Genomic DNA, 16036 nt, shown 5'->3' with positions numbered 1-16036 from the left:
AGTTTTGGGCTTTTATATTACTGTGCTAACGCTTTTTCAAGCGTTTCGGCAAATTGTGATAGATATTTTTCATCAATTTCGTCGAAACGGTTTTTCACTGGGCTGTCGATGTCCAAAACACCGACAACTTTTCCGCCTACATGAATCGGAAGCACAATTTCTGATTGAGACGCTGCATCGCAGGCGATATGTCCCGGAAACGCGTTTACATCCTCAACACGCTCCACTTTTCCGTTTGCATACGCTGTGCCGCAAACGCCTCTGCCGAAAGGAATCCGAACACATGCCGGCAGACCTTGGAACGGCCCTAACACAAGCTGCCCATCCTCTTCTTTGGCAAAATAGAAACCCGCCCAGTTGACTTCAGGCAAAGAATGATACAGAAGCGCTGAGGCATTTGCATAGTTTGCAATTTGATCTGTTTCGTCTTCGGTCATGGCTTCGAGCTGTTTTAGCAGAAGCTTATAGTCTTTTTCTTTATCTCCAGATTGTTTTTCGACATGGAACATGGAAAACCCTCACTTTTACTATAATATAAAACAAAATTCCGGCTTTTCTGCCGGCATTTGTCGATAAGTTCTTACAGGAACAGTGGCCTTCTGCTTGAATAGTAATCAAGAGGAAGGAGTGAGCCGTATGAAAGTAAGCACCAAAGACAAAATTATTGAATCTGCTGTCATGCTCTTTAACCAAAAAGGATTTTCTGGCACGTCTGTCCGTGAAATCGCCAAGTCAGCTGATGTAAATGTTGCGCACATCTCCTACTATTTTAAAGGTAAAGGAGGTTTGATGGAACACTTAGTTTCAGAGTTTTACGAAGGCTACAGCAAAACGCTTGAAACAGCGGCAGGCAATATCTCTTCTCAAAGCACGCAGGAACAGCTTCTCCAATTGGTTTTCGATATTTTATCCTATCAGCATAATCATCGTCAATTAACTCGTTTTGTCTACCGGGAAGTCACGATTGACTCCACGTTAATCAGGGAAATTATGTCGACATATCTAATGAAGGAAAAGTATATCTTCCAGCTTATCATTGAGGAAGGAGAAAAACAGCGTGAACATTTAACGCTGCCGCTGCCCCATTTTATTCTCCAATTAAAATCTCTCTTAATGATGCCATATCTCCAGCCTCAATATATTTCAGAAGTACTCTACATGCAGCCGCATGAGCCGTATTTTTATAAAATGTATTTTGAAGAAATCAAAATTTGGATCAGGAGCGTCTTCCGGACAGGAGACGTGGCGCTTATCAATTAGCACCGCTCCAAAAACGTCTCATATGCGTATCCGACATCTCCCGCTTGATGGGCATCAGACCCAAACACAAGCGGGATTTTCTTTTGCTTCGCTTCATTCAGCATCCAATCCTCGATATAAATGCCGCCAGCGTACATTTTTCTTAAGCCGGAAGTATTGAAGTCGAGCTCCATTCCGTTTTCTTTAATGGCACTCAGGCACTGAGAAACGAATTCGCGAATATGTTCAGACATGCTGTATGGAAACAGCTTGATGAATTTTTGAATAAGTGTGATATGACCGACTCTTTTTGGCTTATAAGAGCCGAGAGATGCTACAATGGAAGAATAGATGCTGCGGTAATACTGTTCATATACAGCTTCAATGCTCCCGCAGGCTGAAATCAGCTCCTTAAAGGTATGCTCATCATAATCAAGGCACAGATAGGAAGAACCCGCGCGCAAAAAATGAACGGATAAGATGCTGTCATCTAAGTATGGACCGTATGTGTCCAGAAATAATTTGATTTCGTCTTCAAATTCAGCAATATAATCGACCTCAAGCCCCGTCTGTATGGTAAGCTGTCCGCGATATTCTTTTTTTAATCCGGAAATTTCATTGATATAGCGCTCCAGAGAGGCTTGTGCCATCGCGCTGTCTTTCAGCGGTGTCGGATCAGTAAAAGAGGGCGGCAATGGGGCGTGTTCGGTAAAAGTAATCGAATCAAAGCCTTTTTTTATGGCTTCTTCTGCATATTGTCTGAGTGTGTCATTTGAGCCGTGAGGGCAAAATGGTGTGTGAATATGTCCGTCTCGCTTTTGCATTGGCGTCACCCCATGAAAAAATAGTCAAATCCTGCCGATTTTGCACAAAAAGTTTTTGATTTCTGGTCAAAAAATGTTGGTTACATGGTATCATAATAACAATGAAAACGACAGTTTTTCTCAATACATATCCTGAAATCTTTCTGAATAAATAAAACACCCTGACAGATTAAGGTTAACAGCAAGGGGGCTCATTATGGAGTTTGTCATTGGATTATTAATTGTACTGCTTGCGCTGTTTGCGGCAGGCTACTTTTTCAGGAAAAAAATCTACGCCGAAATTGACCGGCTGGAATCGTGGAAGATTGAAATTCTAAACCGGTCGATTGTGGAAGAAATGTCCAAAATTAAACATTTGAAAATGACGGGTCAGACAGAAGAGTTCTTTGAGAAGTGGCGTGAAGAATGGGATGAGATTGTCACAGCCCACATGCCGAAAGTTGAAGAGCTCCTTTATGATGCCGAGGAAAATGCAGACAAATACCGTTTTAAAAAGGCCAATCAAGTGCTCGTTCATATCGACGACCTGCTGACTGCGGCGGAATCGAGCATTGAAAAGATTCTTCGCGAAATCAGCGACCTCGTTACAAGTGAGGAAAAGAGCCGTGAAGAGATTGAACAGGTGAGGGAACGTTATTCAAAATCGCGAAAAAACCTGCTGGCTTACAGCCACCTTTACGGGGAGCTTTATGAAAGCCTTGAAAAGGATCTTGACGAAATTTGGAGCGGAATCAAACAATTTGAAGAAGAAACAGAAGGCGGAAACTATATTACTGCACGAAAAGTGCTGCTTGAGCAGGACCGCAATCTTGAACGGCTTCAGTCATACATAGATGACGTGCCGAAGCTGCTAGCTGACTGCAAACAGACGGTGCCAGGACAGATTGCAAAGCTCAAGGACGGCTATCGCGAAATGAAAGAGAAAGGGTATAAGCTTGAGCATATCCAGCTTGATAAGGAATTAGAAAATCTGTCAAATCAACTGAAGCGGGCGGAACATGTCTTGATGAGTGAGCTGGATATTGATGAAGCATCCGCAATCCTGCAGCTCATAGACGAAAATATCCAATCTGTTTATGAGCAGCTGGAGGGCGAAGTCGAAGCCGGCCAATCTGTGTTAAGCAAAATGCCTGAATTGATCATTGCTTATGACAAGCTGATAGAAGAGAAAGAGGATACAAAGGCGGAAACTGAGCTGGTGAAGGAAAGCTACAGACTGACAGCTGGCGAGCTTGGCAAGCAGCAGGCTTTTGAAAAGCGCCTTGATGAAATTGGCAAGCTGCTCTCATCCGTTAAAGATAAGCTCGATGCAGAGCACGTCGCCTACTCACTTTTAGTAGAAGAAGTTGCTTCAATAGAGAAGCAGATTGAAGAAGTGAAAAAAGAGCATGCAGAATATCGTGAAAAGCTGCAAGCACTGAGAAAAGAAGAGCTTCAGGCGAGAGAGACGCTCAGCAATCTGAAAAAAACAATTTCTGAGACGGCAAGACTGCTGAAGACAAGCAATATCCCAGGCATTCCGAGTCACATTCAAGAGATGCTAGAAAACGCGTATCATCACATTCAAGAAACAGTCAATCAACTAAACGAACTTCCATTAAATATGGAAGAAGCCGGAGCCCATTTAAAACAAGCAGAGGATATCGTCAACAGGGCAAGCCGGGAATCAGAGGAACTTGTCGAGCAGGTGATCCTCATTGAAAAAATCATTCAGTTCGGAAACCGGTTCAGAAGCCAGAATCATATTTTATCTGAACAGCTGAAAGAAGCGGAAAGACGTTTTTATGAATATGATTACAGTGAAGCGTATGAAATTGCAGCAGCTGCAGTTGAAAAAGCCGCACCAGGTGCTGTCCGAAAATTAGAATCACAAAAGACAAAAATTCATCAATATCAATAAAGTGTAAAAAGGCCGAGCTTAAGTGCTCGGCCTTTTATATGTATTCAGCATATAAAAAAGCCTTATCGGATGTAGATCCAATAAGGCTTTTCGTTTTTACTGGTTGATATCAGCTGGTTTTTTATTCGAACCGGTAGCAAGAGAAATCAGATAACCGGCAATGCCTCCAATGATTGCAGGGATGACCCAGCCAAATCCTAAGCTGTAAAGAGGCAGTGACTGACCGAGAACTTTATTTAAAGAACCGAGCGGAATGCTTGCGGCATTCAGGCCATCGATAATACTAAAAATACCAGTTGCGATCAAACAAAGAATATATACTTCACGTCTGCCTTTAAATGATTTTTCAATAAATGAAAGCAAAATGATAACAATTGCTAACGGATAAATAGCTGATAAAATAGGAACTGAGAACAAAATAATATTTGAAAGCCCAAAGTTAGAAATAATAAAGCTGAACACAGTGACAATCGTTACAACCGCTTTATAAGATAAAGAAGGAATCAGCTTTGAGAAATAATTTCCGCATGAAGAGACAAGGCCAATGCTTGTAGTCAAGCACGCGAATAGGATAGCGACGCCTAATATGATATTTCCTAATGATCCGAACAGATGCTGTGAAGATTCTGATAAAATTTTGCTTCCTGCTCCAAGGAGTCCGACAGAATCTGTGCTTGTTGCTCCTAAATAGGCGAGTGAAACGTAAACCAGGCCGAGGCCTGCTGCGGCAACAAGTCCTGCTTTAATACATACGGAAGCAACAGATTTACGGCTGGTGATGCCTCTGTCCTTAACGGCATTCACAACGACAATTCCGAACACGATAGAAGCAAGTGCATCCATTGTTTTATAGCCTTCTAAAAATCCTTTAAACAATGATCCGGAAGCATACGCTTCAAGCGGTGGCTGAATGTCCCCCATTGGCGTCACGATGCTTTTGATGACTAAGATTGCGATAACAGCAAGTAAAATAGGTGTTAATACCTTGCCAATCCTGTCAACAAGCTTTGTAGGATTTAAAGCCAGGTAGTACGTAACAGTAAAGAAAAGAAACGTAAAAATAAGAAGTGTCAGCCATGCAGGCATGCCGCTTACAAAAGGTAGAGCCGCAATTTCATAAGAAACAGTGCCTGTTCGCGGAATCGCAAACAACGGTCCGATTGTTAAATAAAGAACGACTGTAAAAATAGTTCCAAAGACCGGGTGTGCTTTATCTGCAAGGCCTTTAGCATCTGTCCCTGTTAATGCAACAGCTACAACACCTAAAAGCGGGAGGCCGACACCCGTCACGAGAAATCCTGTCATCGCTTTCCAAACATTTTCACCGGCTGCTTGTCCAAGTTCAGGCGGAAATATCATATTTCCTGCGCCAAAGAACAAAGCGAAGAGCATAAGCCCAATGGCGATCGTCTCCTTGGCTGATAGTGATGATTTCATAACGTATAAATCCTCCTAATTTCACTATGGTAGAATATTCTGTCAATTAATTGTCAGATAATATGACGAAAGTAACAAATCTAATTATAGGTGAATGTATGAAGAAGTCAATAGTAATTTTATTTACTTTTTCAGCAGTAATTTGTTATGGTAACATATAAAATTAGTTTTGTATCGCTTTCATATTAAAGGAGTAAAAAGATGTTATATTTAGACAATAGTTCAACGACCAAACCGTACGATGAAGTCTTGAACACATATGAACAAACAAGCAGAAGATATTTTGGAAATCCTTCATCTTTGCACCGGTATGGAGCCGAAACGGAACAGCTGCTTCAGGCAGCTAAACATCAGATAAAAAGAGCCATAGGCCTAAAGAATTATGATATTGTATTTACGTCAGGCGCTACAGAAGCTAATAATTTGGCTTTAAAAGGGGCCGCTTTGTCAAAAATAAAAGCAGGCAAACATATCATTGCCACTTCTATCGAACATCCGTCCGTTACGGAATCGTTAGAACAGCTGACAGAGTTACTCGGGTTTGACGTCACTTATCTTTCAGTGAACGAAGACGGATTTGTTTCAATAGAAGAATTAAAAAAAGCCATCCGTCCTGATACTGTGCTTGTGAGCATGATGCATGTTAACAATGAAGTCGGTTCTGTGCAGCCGATTGAAGAGGCAGGGGAAGTGCTGAAGGGGCACCCAAACATTTTGTTCCACGTCGATTATGTGCAGGGCATCTATAAAGTGCCATTGGCCATTGAAAAAGCCGGCATTGATCTTTGTTCAATTTCTGGGCATAAATTTCATGGGCTGAAGGGGACAGGCGCACTTATCGTAAAAGAAGGAACACGCCTTATCCCGCTGATAACGGGGGGCTCTCAGCAAAAAGGCATACGGGCCGGAACGGAACATACTGCGGGTGCGGTTTCGCTTGCCAAAGCCATTAATCTTGCCGCTGCTGATTTTGAAACACGGATTGACAAGATGGCTGCCGCTAAGGAATTATTTATGAAAAGGCTGAGTGAAACCGAAGGCGTCGTTGTCAACACGCCTCAAATGAATAGTGCGCCGCACATTATTAATTTCTCTGTTCCGGGGATTAAAGCTGAAGTGCTTTTACACATGCTCGAGGAACAGGATATATTCGTCTCAACAACATCGGCATGCTCAGCAAAAGAGCATAAGCCCAGCAAAGTTCTCTTACAGATGGGCAAGGGAGAGCCAATTGCCGGAAGCAGCATCAGAATCAGCTTAAACTACAGCCAGACAAGCGATGTGACAGAACCGTTTATGAACGCGCTCCGTCCTGGCATCAAAAAATTAAAGAAAATGATGAGGTAGAATATGAATTACGATCATATATTAATTCGTTTTGGGGAAATTTCGACCAAAGGAAAAAACAGAAAAAGCTTTATTGAGCGCTTAAAGCAAAATGTCAGACTCGTTTTGAAAGACTATCCGAACTTAAAATACTTTTCCAATCGGGACCGTATGACGATTACATTAAATGGTGAAGATCCTGAGGCTCTTTTTCCTCATTTAAAGCAGGTATTTGGCATCCAAAGCTTCAGCCTGGCGATTAAGTGTGATAGCCGCCTTGATGATATTAAGGCAACTGCGCTGCAGGCTATCGAGAATCAGTATCAGCCTGGTGATACGTTTAAAGTCGAAACGAAGAGAGCGTATAAACAATTTGAATTAGATACAAATCAAATGAACGCTGAAATCGGCGGCCATATTTTGCGACATACAGAAGGATTGACAGTCGATGTCCGCAACCCTGACATCCCGCTCAGAATCGAAATCAGAGAAGAAGCGACCTTTTTGACGATTCGCAATGAAAAAGGTGCAGGCGGACTGCCCGTTGGTTCAGCAGGCAAAGCGATGCTAATGCTATCCGGCGGTTTTGACAGCCCTGTGGCCGGATTTTATGCCATGAAACGGGGACTGTCGGTAGAAGCTGTTCATTTCTTCAGCCCGCCATACACAAGCGAGCGCGCAAAGCAAAAGGTCATGGATCTGGCAAAATGCCTATCCCGCTTTGGGGGAAGCATGACGCTTCATATCGTTCCATTTACAAAAACGCAAGAGCTCATCCAAAAACAAATTCCTGAGAACTACACAATGACGGCAACCCGCCGCCTCATGCTTCAAATTGCAGACAGAATCAGAGAAAAGAGAAACGGGCTTGCCATTATTACGGGAGAAAGCCTCGGTCAGGTAGCGAGCCAAACGCTGGAAAGCATGTACGCGATTAATGCGGTGACGTCAACACCGATTTTGCGTCCGTTAATCGCCATGGATAAAACAGAAATTATCGAAAAATCGCGGGAAATCGGCACATATGAGACAAGCATTCAGCCGTTTGAAGACTGCTGTACGATCTTTACGCCGCCAAGCCCGAAAACGCGCCCTAAAAAAGAAAAAATCGAACACTTTGAAAGCTTTGTTGATTTTGAACCGTATATTCAAGAAGCGGTTGAAAACATTGAAACACTGACGCTGTATAGCGAACAAGAAGCAAACGATAAATTCGCGGAACTCTTTTAAAACAGCTCCAGCTCCTGTATACAATTACCAAAGTTTTTTTGAATGAAGCCATGTGTTTTAACACATTCTATACTCACAAGGAGGTGAGACACATGGCTAACAATAACTCAGGTAACAGCAACAACCTTTTAGTACCAGGAGCTGCTCAAGCTATCGACCAAATGAAATTAGAAATCGCTTCTGAATTTGGTGTAAACCTTGGAGCAGACACAACTTCTCGCGCTAACGGTTCTGTTGGAGGAGAGATCACAAAACGTCTTGTATCTTTTGCTCAACAAAACATGGGCGGAGGACAATTCTAATTTACAATTTCACATAATGGCTTAGGAGTGGGGGTATCCCCACTCTTTTTCGTTTTTTAGATAAAAAAAGGACCAGCGGCCTATAAAACCTATGTTTACGTGGCTTGTTTTTAGGCATATCCTTACGGAAAGAGCCTGTATTTATGTATAATGGGTGGAGAAAGTGAGGAGTTGTTCGTGTTAAAACGAGAAGATTTAATTGCCCCTATGCAATATAATTTAGTGAATGAAATGGAAAAGTTCAGTGCCGCTGGACAGAAAACCGCTCTTCTTTGGGAGGATGAGTCGGGCAAGCAAGAATCTTGGTCATATGAAAAGCTGATGGAAGAAACAAATAAAATTGGAGCGGCTTTGGCTGACCTTGGATTTAAAAAGGGAGACAAACTGATTGTCATGGTTCCGCGGGTGCTTGAAGCCTATGCTGTTTATTTGGCTATCCTGAAATCAGGAATGGTTGTCATTCCGTGCTCGGAAATGCTTCGTGCGAAAGATCTTGAATACCGAATTGAACATGCAGAAGTGAAAGGCGCCATCGTCTATTCTGAATTTATCGGCGCTTTCCGTGACGTCAGTACGGCTGACAAACTGATTAAGCTGTCTATTGGCGAAAACGATGCCAACTGGAAAAATCTCTTATCGATTGAAGCTGACGGAAGCCAATTCCAAACAGCTGACACAACAAGAGATGATATGGCTTTCTTATCTTATACATCCGGAACAACAGGTCAGCCTAAAGGTGTTGTACATACACACGGATGGGCATTTGCTCATTTGAAAACATCTGCCGGCGCTTGGCTTGATATTTCTGAAAAGGATATCGTCTGGGCGACTGCTGCTCCTGGCTGGCAAAAGTGGGTGTGGAGCCCGTTTTTAGCGGTACTCGGCAGCGGAGCAACGGGTTTTGTGTACCACGGCAGATTCAAAGCAGAAAAATATTTAGAACTTTTAAACCGGTACAAAATCAATGTCTTCTGCTGTACGCCGACGGAATACCGCTTAATGGCGAAGGTCGAAGGCTTGGACCGCTACGATCTTTCTGCACTGCACAGCGCTGTGTCAGCAGGCGAGCCGCTCAACCGTGAAGTGATTGATGTTTTCCAAAAGCACTTCGGCATTAAGGTGCGGGACGGATATGGTCAAACAGAAAGCACGCTTTTAGTCGGTGTCTTGAAAGATATGGATATTAAACCAGGAAGTATGGGAAAACCGACACCGGGAAATCAGGTGGAGATCATTAATGAAGACGGTGAAATCTGCAAACCTGGTGAGGTTGGCGATATCGCTGTTCACCTCAGCACGCCGGCGCTCTTTAAAGAATATTACAAAGATCCGGAAAGAATGAAAACACAAATTCGCGGCGATTATTTCCTAACAGGAGACAGAGCAAAAAAAGATGAGGAAGGTTACTTTTGGTTTGAAAGCCGAAATGACGATATCATTATCAGCTCCGGCTACACGATCGGGCCATTCGAAGTGGAAGACGCGCTTGTTAAGCACCCTGAAGTAAAAGAATGTGCTGTTGTCGCAAGCCCGGATGAAATCAGAGGCTCCATCGTTAAGGCGTACGTTGTCCTGCAAGATCACGAAAAACGCAGTGATGAGCTTATCAAAATGCTGCAAAATCATGTGAAAACCATTACCGCTCCATACAAGTATCCAAGAGAGATTGAATTTGTAGAAAGCCTGCCGAAAACGGCTTCTGCAAAAATCAGACGAGTGGAATTAAGAAAACGTGAAGAACAGCTCAAAGCCAATAAAAAGGCGTAAAGAAAGAGAGTGAACGTGAATGAAGGCCATATGGCACGGCGGTTTCATTTATACGATGCTCGCAGAAGGCGATCGGACAGAGGCAGTTTATGTTGAGGATGGTGTCATAAAGGGCACCGGCAGCTATGAACGTCTGAAGAAAAAGTACGGGTCCCCGGAAACAGAAGAAATCTGCCTGAACGGAGCAGTGATGTTTCCCGGTTTTGTCGACAGCCATTTACATTTGATCGGCCACGGCGAGAAACAGCTTCAGCTCGATCTGTCCGCACTAACGTCAAAAGAAGCTATTTTGCAGGCTGCCAAGGAAAGAGAGCGGCAGCTTCCTGAAGGCGATTGGCTCATTGGAGAGGGCTGGAATGAAAATCAGTTTGAGACACCGGACTATTTGGTGAAGCATGATCTCGACCGCTTATTTCCAGACAGGCCCGTCTTGCTCAAGCGAATATGCCGGCATGCGATAGCTGCCAATTCTGCGGCTCTTCAAGCGGCAGGGATTTCAAGAAACACTCCTGACCCTGAAGGCGGAGTCATCGCAAAAGATGCAAACGGTGAGCCGACCGGGCTTCTGTTTGATAAGGCGCAGGACTTGATTCTGAAGACTGTCCCGCCAGTCTCCCAGCACTATGTTGATGAGGCGCTTACGGCTGCGATAGAAGACTGCTGGACAAAAGGCCTGACTGGCGGACATTCGGAAGACCTGTCCTATTATGGTGATGTCTCGGTGCCGATGAAAGCTTATGAGAAAGCTGCCGCTAGCGGAAATTATCCATTCCGCTGTCATTTGCTCGTTCATCACGAAGCGGTCGATCGATGGGAGCAGCTGGAGAAGCCGTCCGGCTCGTATGTGGAATTCGGTGCAATGAAAATCTTTGCAGACGGGGCGCTTGGCGGCAGAACGGCTTTATTGAAAGAACCATATCAGGATGATCCATCCACTAATGGTGTTCAGGTTCATGATGACGAAACCCTTGGCCGGCTCATTCGAAAAGCGAGAGAAAAAGGCATGGAGGTTGCGGTTCATGCAATCGGCGATCTTGCTTTTGAAAAAGTGTTGAACGCAATAGAAAAGCATCCACCCAAAAATGGACGGCATGATCGGCTGATTCATGCTCAAGTGCTAAATGATGAATTAATCGAAAAAGCAGTACGTATGCCGATCGCACTTGATCTTCAGCCTCATTTTGTCGCCAGTGATTTTCCGTGGGTCATTGAACGTCTCGGAAAAGACCGGATGAACACAGCCTTTGCGTGGAAAACGCTGATGTCTAAAGGCATTTTATGCGCGGGCGGTTCAGACGCTCCGATTGAGCCTGTTGACCCGCTTCTTGGCATCCAGTCCGCGGTGCTCCGGAAAAGCAGTCATGAGCAGAACGGACCAAGCTATAACGAAAGCGAATGTTTAACGGTATATGAAGCAATTAAGCTCTATACAGAAGGAAGCGCAAGGATCATTTATAAAGAGAAGTCACGCGGAAAAATTGCCGAAGGCTATGACGCGGATTTTACGGTTCTCAGCGATAATCCCTTTACAATTGACCCTGCACAGCTTCATCTTTTAGACATTAAAAAAACCGTAATAAACGGCCAGATTGTATATGAGAAATAATAAAAGGACAGGCGGGAAGCCTGTCCTTTTCATTTTCTATAAAAAAGTGCGTTTCACTTTCTCCCAAAATGAATTGTCCTTTAATTTGACTGTTTTGATTTTCTTGTCAGACAGTTTGATTTCGATCGTTTTCACATTTCTCGTGCTGAGTGCTTCATTGTCCAAGCCGATGATTGGGTGCTCGTTGCCGTCTTGTACCACACGAAGGGTCAGCTTTCGGTCAGAACTGAGGACAAATGGCGAGCCGAGTGTCCGGTAGGTGTTATTGTTAAGAGAAGCAAGTTCAGATACCTGCATGCATGGGAGCAGCGGATCAACGACCGCACCTGCAACAGACTTGTTATATGCGGTGCTGCCTGTAGGCGTCGAGATAATCATCCCGTCACCTCTAAACGTTTCAAAGTGCAGATCATCAATCAGCACGTCCATCACAAAGGTTTTAATGATGCTTGAACGGATGGAAACCTCGTTTAAGCAGTGAAAAGGACTTGCATTATCCACTGTCACTTCAATCAGCGGATACTTTCTGACTTCAATTTGTTCAAACGTCATTGCATCGACCATTTTTTCACGCTCATCACTATGAAAGTCGCAATATAAATGAGCTTTCCCCTTTTTGGTAATGCCGACGTACAAGCAGTCGTCACGGAAATTCGTCTTTCTGACTGCCTGCAAAAATGTGCCGTCCCCGCCAATGCTAGCAATGATATTGGCGTCTGAGTGCTGATTCACAACCGTAAATCCATGCTCTTCAGCCAATTTCGTTAAAGAGCTGGCTTGTTCGTTTGTTTCCTGGTCTTGTTTGTGAAAAAAATAAACATTACGGCGTTGATCGGTCATATCCCATTTCCCCTTTGCTGTCATATTTAAGTTTTTCTGCCATCCAGTATTTGTGATAAAATACCTTTGGCCATAAGTGTACCACGTTTGCCGGCAGCCCGTTAAGCCGGAGCTTTCTCATCACATGAAACATTTTTCATATTGAATCGTATAATGAGAGAGTTTGGGAAAAAGGAGGAGAAAAAAATGAATGCTAAAAGATGGATTGCATTAGTGATTGCCTTGGGGATTTTCGGCGTGTCCATCATCGTCAGCATCTCAATGAGTTTCTTTGAAAGCGTCAAAGGCGCTCAAACGGATCTCACTTCACTGACGGATGAGTCACAGGAAAAGACGCTGGAAAATGGCAGTCTCTCAAGTAAAATTGCCGTATTGAAGGTCAGCGGCACCATTCAGGATAATGGGGATTCAAGCAGTCTGCTCGGTTCAGACGGATATAACCACAGAACGTTCTTAAAAAACCTTGAGCGTGCAAAAGATGACAAGGCGGTCAAAGGTATTGTTCTGAAGGTGAATTCACCGGGCGGCGGAGTGTATGAAAGTGCCGAAATACATAAGAAGCTGGAAGAAATCAAGAAAGAAACAAAAAAACCGATTTATGTGTCGATGGGATCGATGGCAGCATCCGGCGGCTATTACATCTCAACGGCGGCAGATAAGATTTTTGCGACACCGGAAACCCTGACCGGGTCACTCGGCGTCATTATGGAAAGCGTCAATTATTCCAAGCTTGCTGATAAGCTCGGCATTTCTTTTGAGACAATTAAGAGCGGGGCCCATAAGGATATTATGTCACCTTCCCGTGAGATGACGAAAGAAGAAAAGAACATCATGCAATCGATGGTTGATAATTCGTATGAAGGCTTTGTTGATGTCATTTCTGAAGGCCGCGGCATGTCGAAAACAGAGGTAAAAAAAATTGCGGACGGACGCGTGTATGACGGACGGCAGGCGAAAAAACTGAATCTCGTTGATGAGCTTGGTTTTTATGACGATACCATTTCTGCGATGAAAAAAGATCATAAGGATTTGAAAAACGCCTCAGTCATTTCTTACGAGGAAAGCTTCGGATTAGGCTCATTGTTTTCCATGGGCGCCAACAAAATGTTTAAGAGTGAAATTGATTTTCTGAATATGAGAGAAATTCTTTCACAATCCGGTTCGCCGAGAATGATGTATCTCTATGCGAAGTAGGAGGGATCAATAATGGATGTGACATATGAAGAGTTGGAGCATAATGACATCAAAAGCCCGCAAGAAGCGGAGCAGCTGACACATGCCTATGCCGGCTTTTGGGTTCGTTTCTGGGCTTTCCTGCTTGATTGGCTCGTTGTATGGGGATTAAATCATTTACTTGTTTCTCCCCTCTTTACCGTATTGGATCTGCCGAAAACATCTGGCATGTTTACCTTCTCGGCCTACAGTGTGACAACGCTTATTGTTTATCTTGCCTATTTTGCGCTGATGACAAAGTTCTTCAGGCAGACGCTTGGAAAAATGGTGTTCGGCCTCAAAGTGGTTTCTGTGAAACCGGATCGCAAGCTGACATGGAGTACAGTAATTTTTCGTGAAGTAGTCGGACGGTATATTGACAAGATTTGGATTTTATATATCGTCGTTGCTTTTTCACCCACAAAGCAGGGGATTCATGATTACATTGCGGATACGACTGTGGTGCATGAAAAACTATACAGCAAATAACCGATAAACCCGGACTTCATCCGGGTTTATTTTTTTATGATTTGGCGATAATGCTCCTAGAGGAAGTGAAGAATATGGTATATGTGCTGACAGCCATTCTTATTCTTATAGGTATCATGCTGCTTCTCAGAATGAAAGTTCATGTCGCTGCAGAGTATCTTCACACAAATGATAACGACAAACTGACCTTGAAGATCACGACGCTGTTTGGCCTGATCCGGATCAAAAAATCAATCCCGGCCATTAAGGTGAACAAAGCTGACGGAACAGTTGATATCAAACAAAAATCAAAATCTAAAGTGAAAGAAAGCAGCAGTAAGAAAAAAATTACGTTTGATGATGTGCAGCAGAGTATTCATAAAATCGAAATGCTTCTGCACCAGGTCAAAAATTTACGGAAAACCAACGCGACTTTTCTGGCGCATGTACATATCACAAAACTCGAATGGGTTACAATCGTTGGAATTCATGACGCGGCAGTAACTGGTGTGTTAACAGGTGCTGTATGGGGTGTGAAAGGCGGCATCGCTGCGATGCTGTACGACCATCTGGACTTTGTGAATAAACCTGTCTATGAAGTGATTCCATCGTTTCAAGTCCCTGTCTCCAAGACCCATTTTCAGTGTATATTCTTTTTTCGCTTTGGACATGCTATGCTTGCAGCTTTCAAATTCGTCAAATACGGACGAGAGCTATCCGTATTAAAGAAGAATCCGTCGTCCCGAATGACTTCAAAGAATGATTCATCAGTTTAAGGAGGAAGCGTATATGGCAGACCATCCCATCCAAGGTTTAATGAAAACCGCAATGGAGAACTTGAAGGAAATGATTGATGTTAACACCATCATCGGAGATCCGGTTGAAACGCCGGATGGAAGCGTGATTTTAACCGTTTCTAAAGTTGGATTTGGATTCGCCGCAGGCGGAAGCGAGTTTGGCGGAAAGCCGGCAGAAAAGAAATCGGAAGACGATGAGACAAGAGAACAAAAACTTCCTTTCGGAGGCGGAAGCGGGGGCGGTGTGTCCATTACGCCGATCGCGTTTTTAATTGTCGGATCGACAGGAATCAGAATGCTTCATTTAGATGAAAATACCCATTTGATTGAGAAAATTTTAGACGCAGCCCCTCAAACCCTTGAACGCATCCAGCAAATGTTCAAGAAAAATAACAAGAACCAAGGTCAGGGACAAGGCCAAAATCAAAACCAAATGAACAATATGAATTATTAAAGAAGGTTAACTGCGGCCGCCGCAGTTAACTTTTTTTTGGCATAAACTTTGCAGTTTGCAGGAAACTTTACTATGATAGAGTCATACATACAAAAGGGAGGAATTATAATGGCTGAGATTACATTTAAAGGCGGTCCGGTTACACTCGTCGGACAAGAAGTGAAAGTAGGAGATCAAGCTCCTGATTTCACAGTGCTGACTAACAGCCTCGAAGAAAAATCGTTAGCTGATATGAAAGGAAAGGTAACGATTATTTCTGTTATCCCTTCAATTGATACAGGTGTTTGTGATGCGCAAACACGCCGTTTTAACGAAGAAGCTGCAAAGCTTGGAGATGTTAACGTCTATACAATCAGTGCAGACCTTCCATTTGCGCAAGCGCGCTGGTGCGGTGCTAACGGAATTGACAAAGTGGAAACACTGTCTGACCACAGAGATATGTCATTTGGCGAAGCGTTCGGTGTGTATATTAAAGAACTTCGTCTGCTTGCGCGTTCCGTATTCGTCCTTGATGAGAACGGAAAAGTCGTTTACGCTGAATATGTAAGCGAAGCAACAAACCACCCGAACTATGAAAAGCCAATTGAGGCTGCCAAGGCATTAGTGAAGTAAGCAGGGAAAAAAGCTCCAGGCT

16 protein-coding genes are annotated in these 16036 nt (G+C 43.6%); 12 read left to right on the top strand and 4 right to left on the bottom strand.

Features of this window, described 5'->3' with window-relative positions; genetic code table 11:
- Positions 1-17: 17 nt before the first annotated feature.
- Positions 18-509, bottom strand: a complete 492-nt coding sequence (locus M0696_RS14785; RefSeq protein ID WP_222143341.1) for a GAF domain-containing protein — start codon at positions 507-509, stop codon at positions 18-20.
- Between the two features lie 127 nt (positions 510-636).
- On the opposite strand from M0696_RS14785, the gene refZ reads away from it, so the two are divergent.
- Positions 637-1260, top strand: a complete 624-nt coding sequence (gene refZ / locus M0696_RS14780; RefSeq protein WP_003223478.1) for a transcriptional regulator RefZ — start codon at positions 637-639, stop codon at positions 1258-1260.
- Here refZ and hisJ read toward each other — a convergent pair.
- Positions 1257-2063 carry a histidinol-phosphatase HisJ gene (gene hisJ / locus M0696_RS14775; RefSeq protein ID WP_222143340.1) on the bottom strand — a complete coding sequence of 269 codons (807 nt, stop codon included), beginning with the start codon at positions 2061-2063 and terminating at the stop codon, positions 1257-1259. The genes refZ and hisJ overlap by 4 nt on opposite strands.
- 196 nt (positions 2064-2259) lie before the next feature.
- Between hisJ and ezrA the strand changes: the two genes are divergently transcribed.
- A complete protein-coding gene (gene ezrA, locus M0696_RS14770; RefSeq protein WP_222143339.1) occupies positions 2260-3963 on the top strand; it encodes a septation ring formation regulator EzrA in 1704 nt (567 codons plus the stop codon).
- Between the two features lie 96 nt (positions 3964-4059).
- Here the strand turns inward: ezrA and brnQ are convergent, their stop codons facing one another.
- A complete protein-coding gene (gene brnQ / locus M0696_RS14765) occupies positions 4060-5400 on the bottom strand; it encodes a branched-chain amino acid transport system II carrier protein (protein WP_166849613.1) in 1341 nt (446 codons plus the stop codon).
- Positions 5401-5601: 201 nt separating this feature from the next.
- On the opposite strand from brnQ, the gene M0696_RS14760 reads away from it, so the two are divergent.
- From M0696_RS14760 to M0696_RS14740, 5 genes are all read left to right on the top strand, one after another.
- Positions 5602-6747 carry a cysteine desulfurase family protein gene (locus tag M0696_RS14760; RefSeq protein WP_166849616.1) on the top strand — a complete coding sequence of 382 codons (1146 nt, stop codon included), beginning with the start codon at positions 5602-5604 and terminating at the stop codon, positions 6745-6747.
- A 3-nt stretch (positions 6748-6750) separates the two neighbouring features.
- Complete coding sequence (gene thiI / locus M0696_RS14755; protein WP_248602099.1) at positions 6751-7956, top strand: tRNA uracil 4-sulfurtransferase ThiI; 1206 nt, start codon at positions 6751-6753, stop codon at positions 7954-7956.
- Positions 7957-8048: 92 nt separating this feature from the next.
- Positions 8049-8258 carry an alpha type acid-soluble spore protein SspA gene (sspA, locus tag M0696_RS14750; RefSeq protein ID WP_003223491.1) on the top strand — a complete coding sequence of 70 codons (210 nt, stop codon included), beginning with the start codon at positions 8049-8051 and terminating at the stop codon, positions 8256-8258.
- Positions 8259-8435: 177 nt separating this feature from the next.
- Entirely contained in the window at positions 8436-10025 is a 1590-nt protein-coding gene (gene mbcS / locus M0696_RS14745) for an acyl-CoA synthetase MbcS (protein WP_166849621.1), read from the top strand.
- Between the two features lie 19 nt (positions 10026-10044).
- Positions 10045-11631, top strand: coding sequence for an amidohydrolase (locus M0696_RS14740; protein ID WP_248602098.1), 1587 nt, complete (start codon positions 10045-10047; stop codon positions 11629-11631).
- A gap of 36 nt (positions 11632-11667) precedes the next feature.
- Here the strand turns inward: M0696_RS14740 and M0696_RS14735 are convergent, their stop codons facing one another.
- The gene (locus M0696_RS14735) at positions 11668-12471 is read right to left on the bottom strand and encodes an NAD kinase (RefSeq protein WP_166849627.1); all 804 of its coding nucleotides are present in this window, start codon (positions 12469-12471) and stop codon (positions 11668-11670) included.
- 186 nt (positions 12472-12657) lie between these two features.
- Between M0696_RS14735 and sppA the strand changes: the two genes are divergently transcribed.
- The 5 genes from sppA (at position 12658) to tpx (ending at position 16014) form a co-directional block, all read left to right on the top strand.
- Positions 12658-13665, top strand: coding sequence for a signal peptide peptidase SppA (gene sppA / locus M0696_RS14730; RefSeq protein ID WP_248602097.1), 1008 nt, complete (start codon positions 12658-12660; stop codon positions 13663-13665).
- A 12-nt stretch (positions 13666-13677) separates the two neighbouring features.
- A complete protein-coding gene (locus M0696_RS14725) occupies positions 13678-14172 on the top strand; it encodes an RDD family protein (RefSeq protein WP_166849665.1) in 495 nt (164 codons plus the stop codon).
- Positions 14173-14246: 74 nt separating this feature from the next.
- Positions 14247-14927, top strand: a complete 681-nt coding sequence (locus M0696_RS14720; RefSeq protein WP_248602096.1) for a DUF2953 domain-containing protein — start codon at positions 14247-14249, stop codon at positions 14925-14927.
- A gap of 13 nt (positions 14928-14940) precedes the next feature.
- Positions 14941-15402, top strand: a complete 462-nt coding sequence (gene ytfJ / locus M0696_RS14715; protein WP_014114770.1) for a GerW family sporulation protein — start codon at positions 14941-14943, stop codon at positions 15400-15402.
- A gap of 108 nt (positions 15403-15510) precedes the next feature.
- On the top strand, positions 15511-16014 hold the full coding sequence (tpx, locus tag M0696_RS14710) for a thiol peroxidase (protein ID WP_003223506.1): 504 nt from the start codon (positions 15511-15513) through the stop codon (positions 16012-16014).
- Positions 16015-16036: the final 22 nt, after the last annotated feature.

The sequence above is a fragment of the Bacillus rugosus genome, assembly GCF_023238245.1.
Taxonomy (GTDB): Bacteria; Bacillota; Bacilli; order Bacillales; family Bacillaceae; genus Bacillus; species Bacillus rugosus.
Note: the sequence above shows the minus strand (reverse complement) of the source record. Positions and strands in the feature narration are given on the sequence as shown.

Coding starts and splice junctions, on each gene's coding strand:
- M0696_RS14785 (WP_222143341.1), bottom strand. CDS start 509: ATGTTCCATGTCGAAAAACAATCTGGAGATAAAGAAAAAGACTATAAG.
- refZ (WP_003223478.1), top strand. CDS start 637: ATGAAAGTAAGCACCAAAGACAAAATTATTGAATCTGCTGTCATGCTC.
- hisJ (WP_222143340.1), bottom strand. CDS start 2,063: ATGCAAAAGCGAGACGGACATATTCACACACCATTTTGCCCTCACGGC.
- ezrA (WP_222143339.1), top strand. CDS start 2,260: ATGGAGTTTGTCATTGGATTATTAATTGTACTGCTTGCGCTGTTTGCG.
- brnQ (WP_166849613.1), bottom strand. CDS start 5,400: ATGAAATCATCACTATCAGCCAAGGAGACGATCGCCATTGGGCTTATG.
- M0696_RS14760 (WP_166849616.1), top strand. CDS start 5,602: ATGTTATATTTAGACAATAGTTCAACGACCAAACCGTACGATGAAGTC.
- thiI (WP_248602099.1), top strand. CDS start 6,751: ATGAATTACGATCATATATTAATTCGTTTTGGGGAAATTTCGACCAAA.
- sspA (WP_003223491.1), top strand. CDS start 8,049: ATGGCTAACAATAACTCAGGTAACAGCAACAACCTTTTAGTACCAGGA.
- M0696_RS14740 (WP_248602098.1), top strand. CDS start 10,045: ATGAAGGCCATATGGCACGGCGGTTTCATTTATACGATGCTCGCAGAA.
- M0696_RS14735 (WP_166849627.1), bottom strand. CDS start 12,471: ATGACCGATCAACGCCGTAATGTTTATTTTTTTCACAAACAAGACCAG.
- sppA (WP_248602097.1), top strand. CDS start 12,658: ATGAATGCTAAAAGATGGATTGCATTAGTGATTGCCTTGGGGATTTTC.
- M0696_RS14725 (WP_166849665.1), top strand. CDS start 13,678: ATGGATGTGACATATGAAGAGTTGGAGCATAATGACATCAAAAGCCCG.
- M0696_RS14720 (WP_248602096.1), top strand. CDS start 14,247: ATGGTATATGTGCTGACAGCCATTCTTATTCTTATAGGTATCATGCTG.
- ytfJ (WP_014114770.1), top strand. CDS start 14,941: ATGGCAGACCATCCCATCCAAGGTTTAATGAAAACCGCAATGGAGAAC.
- tpx (WP_003223506.1), top strand. CDS start 15,511: ATGGCTGAGATTACATTTAAAGGCGGTCCGGTTACACTCGTCGGACAA.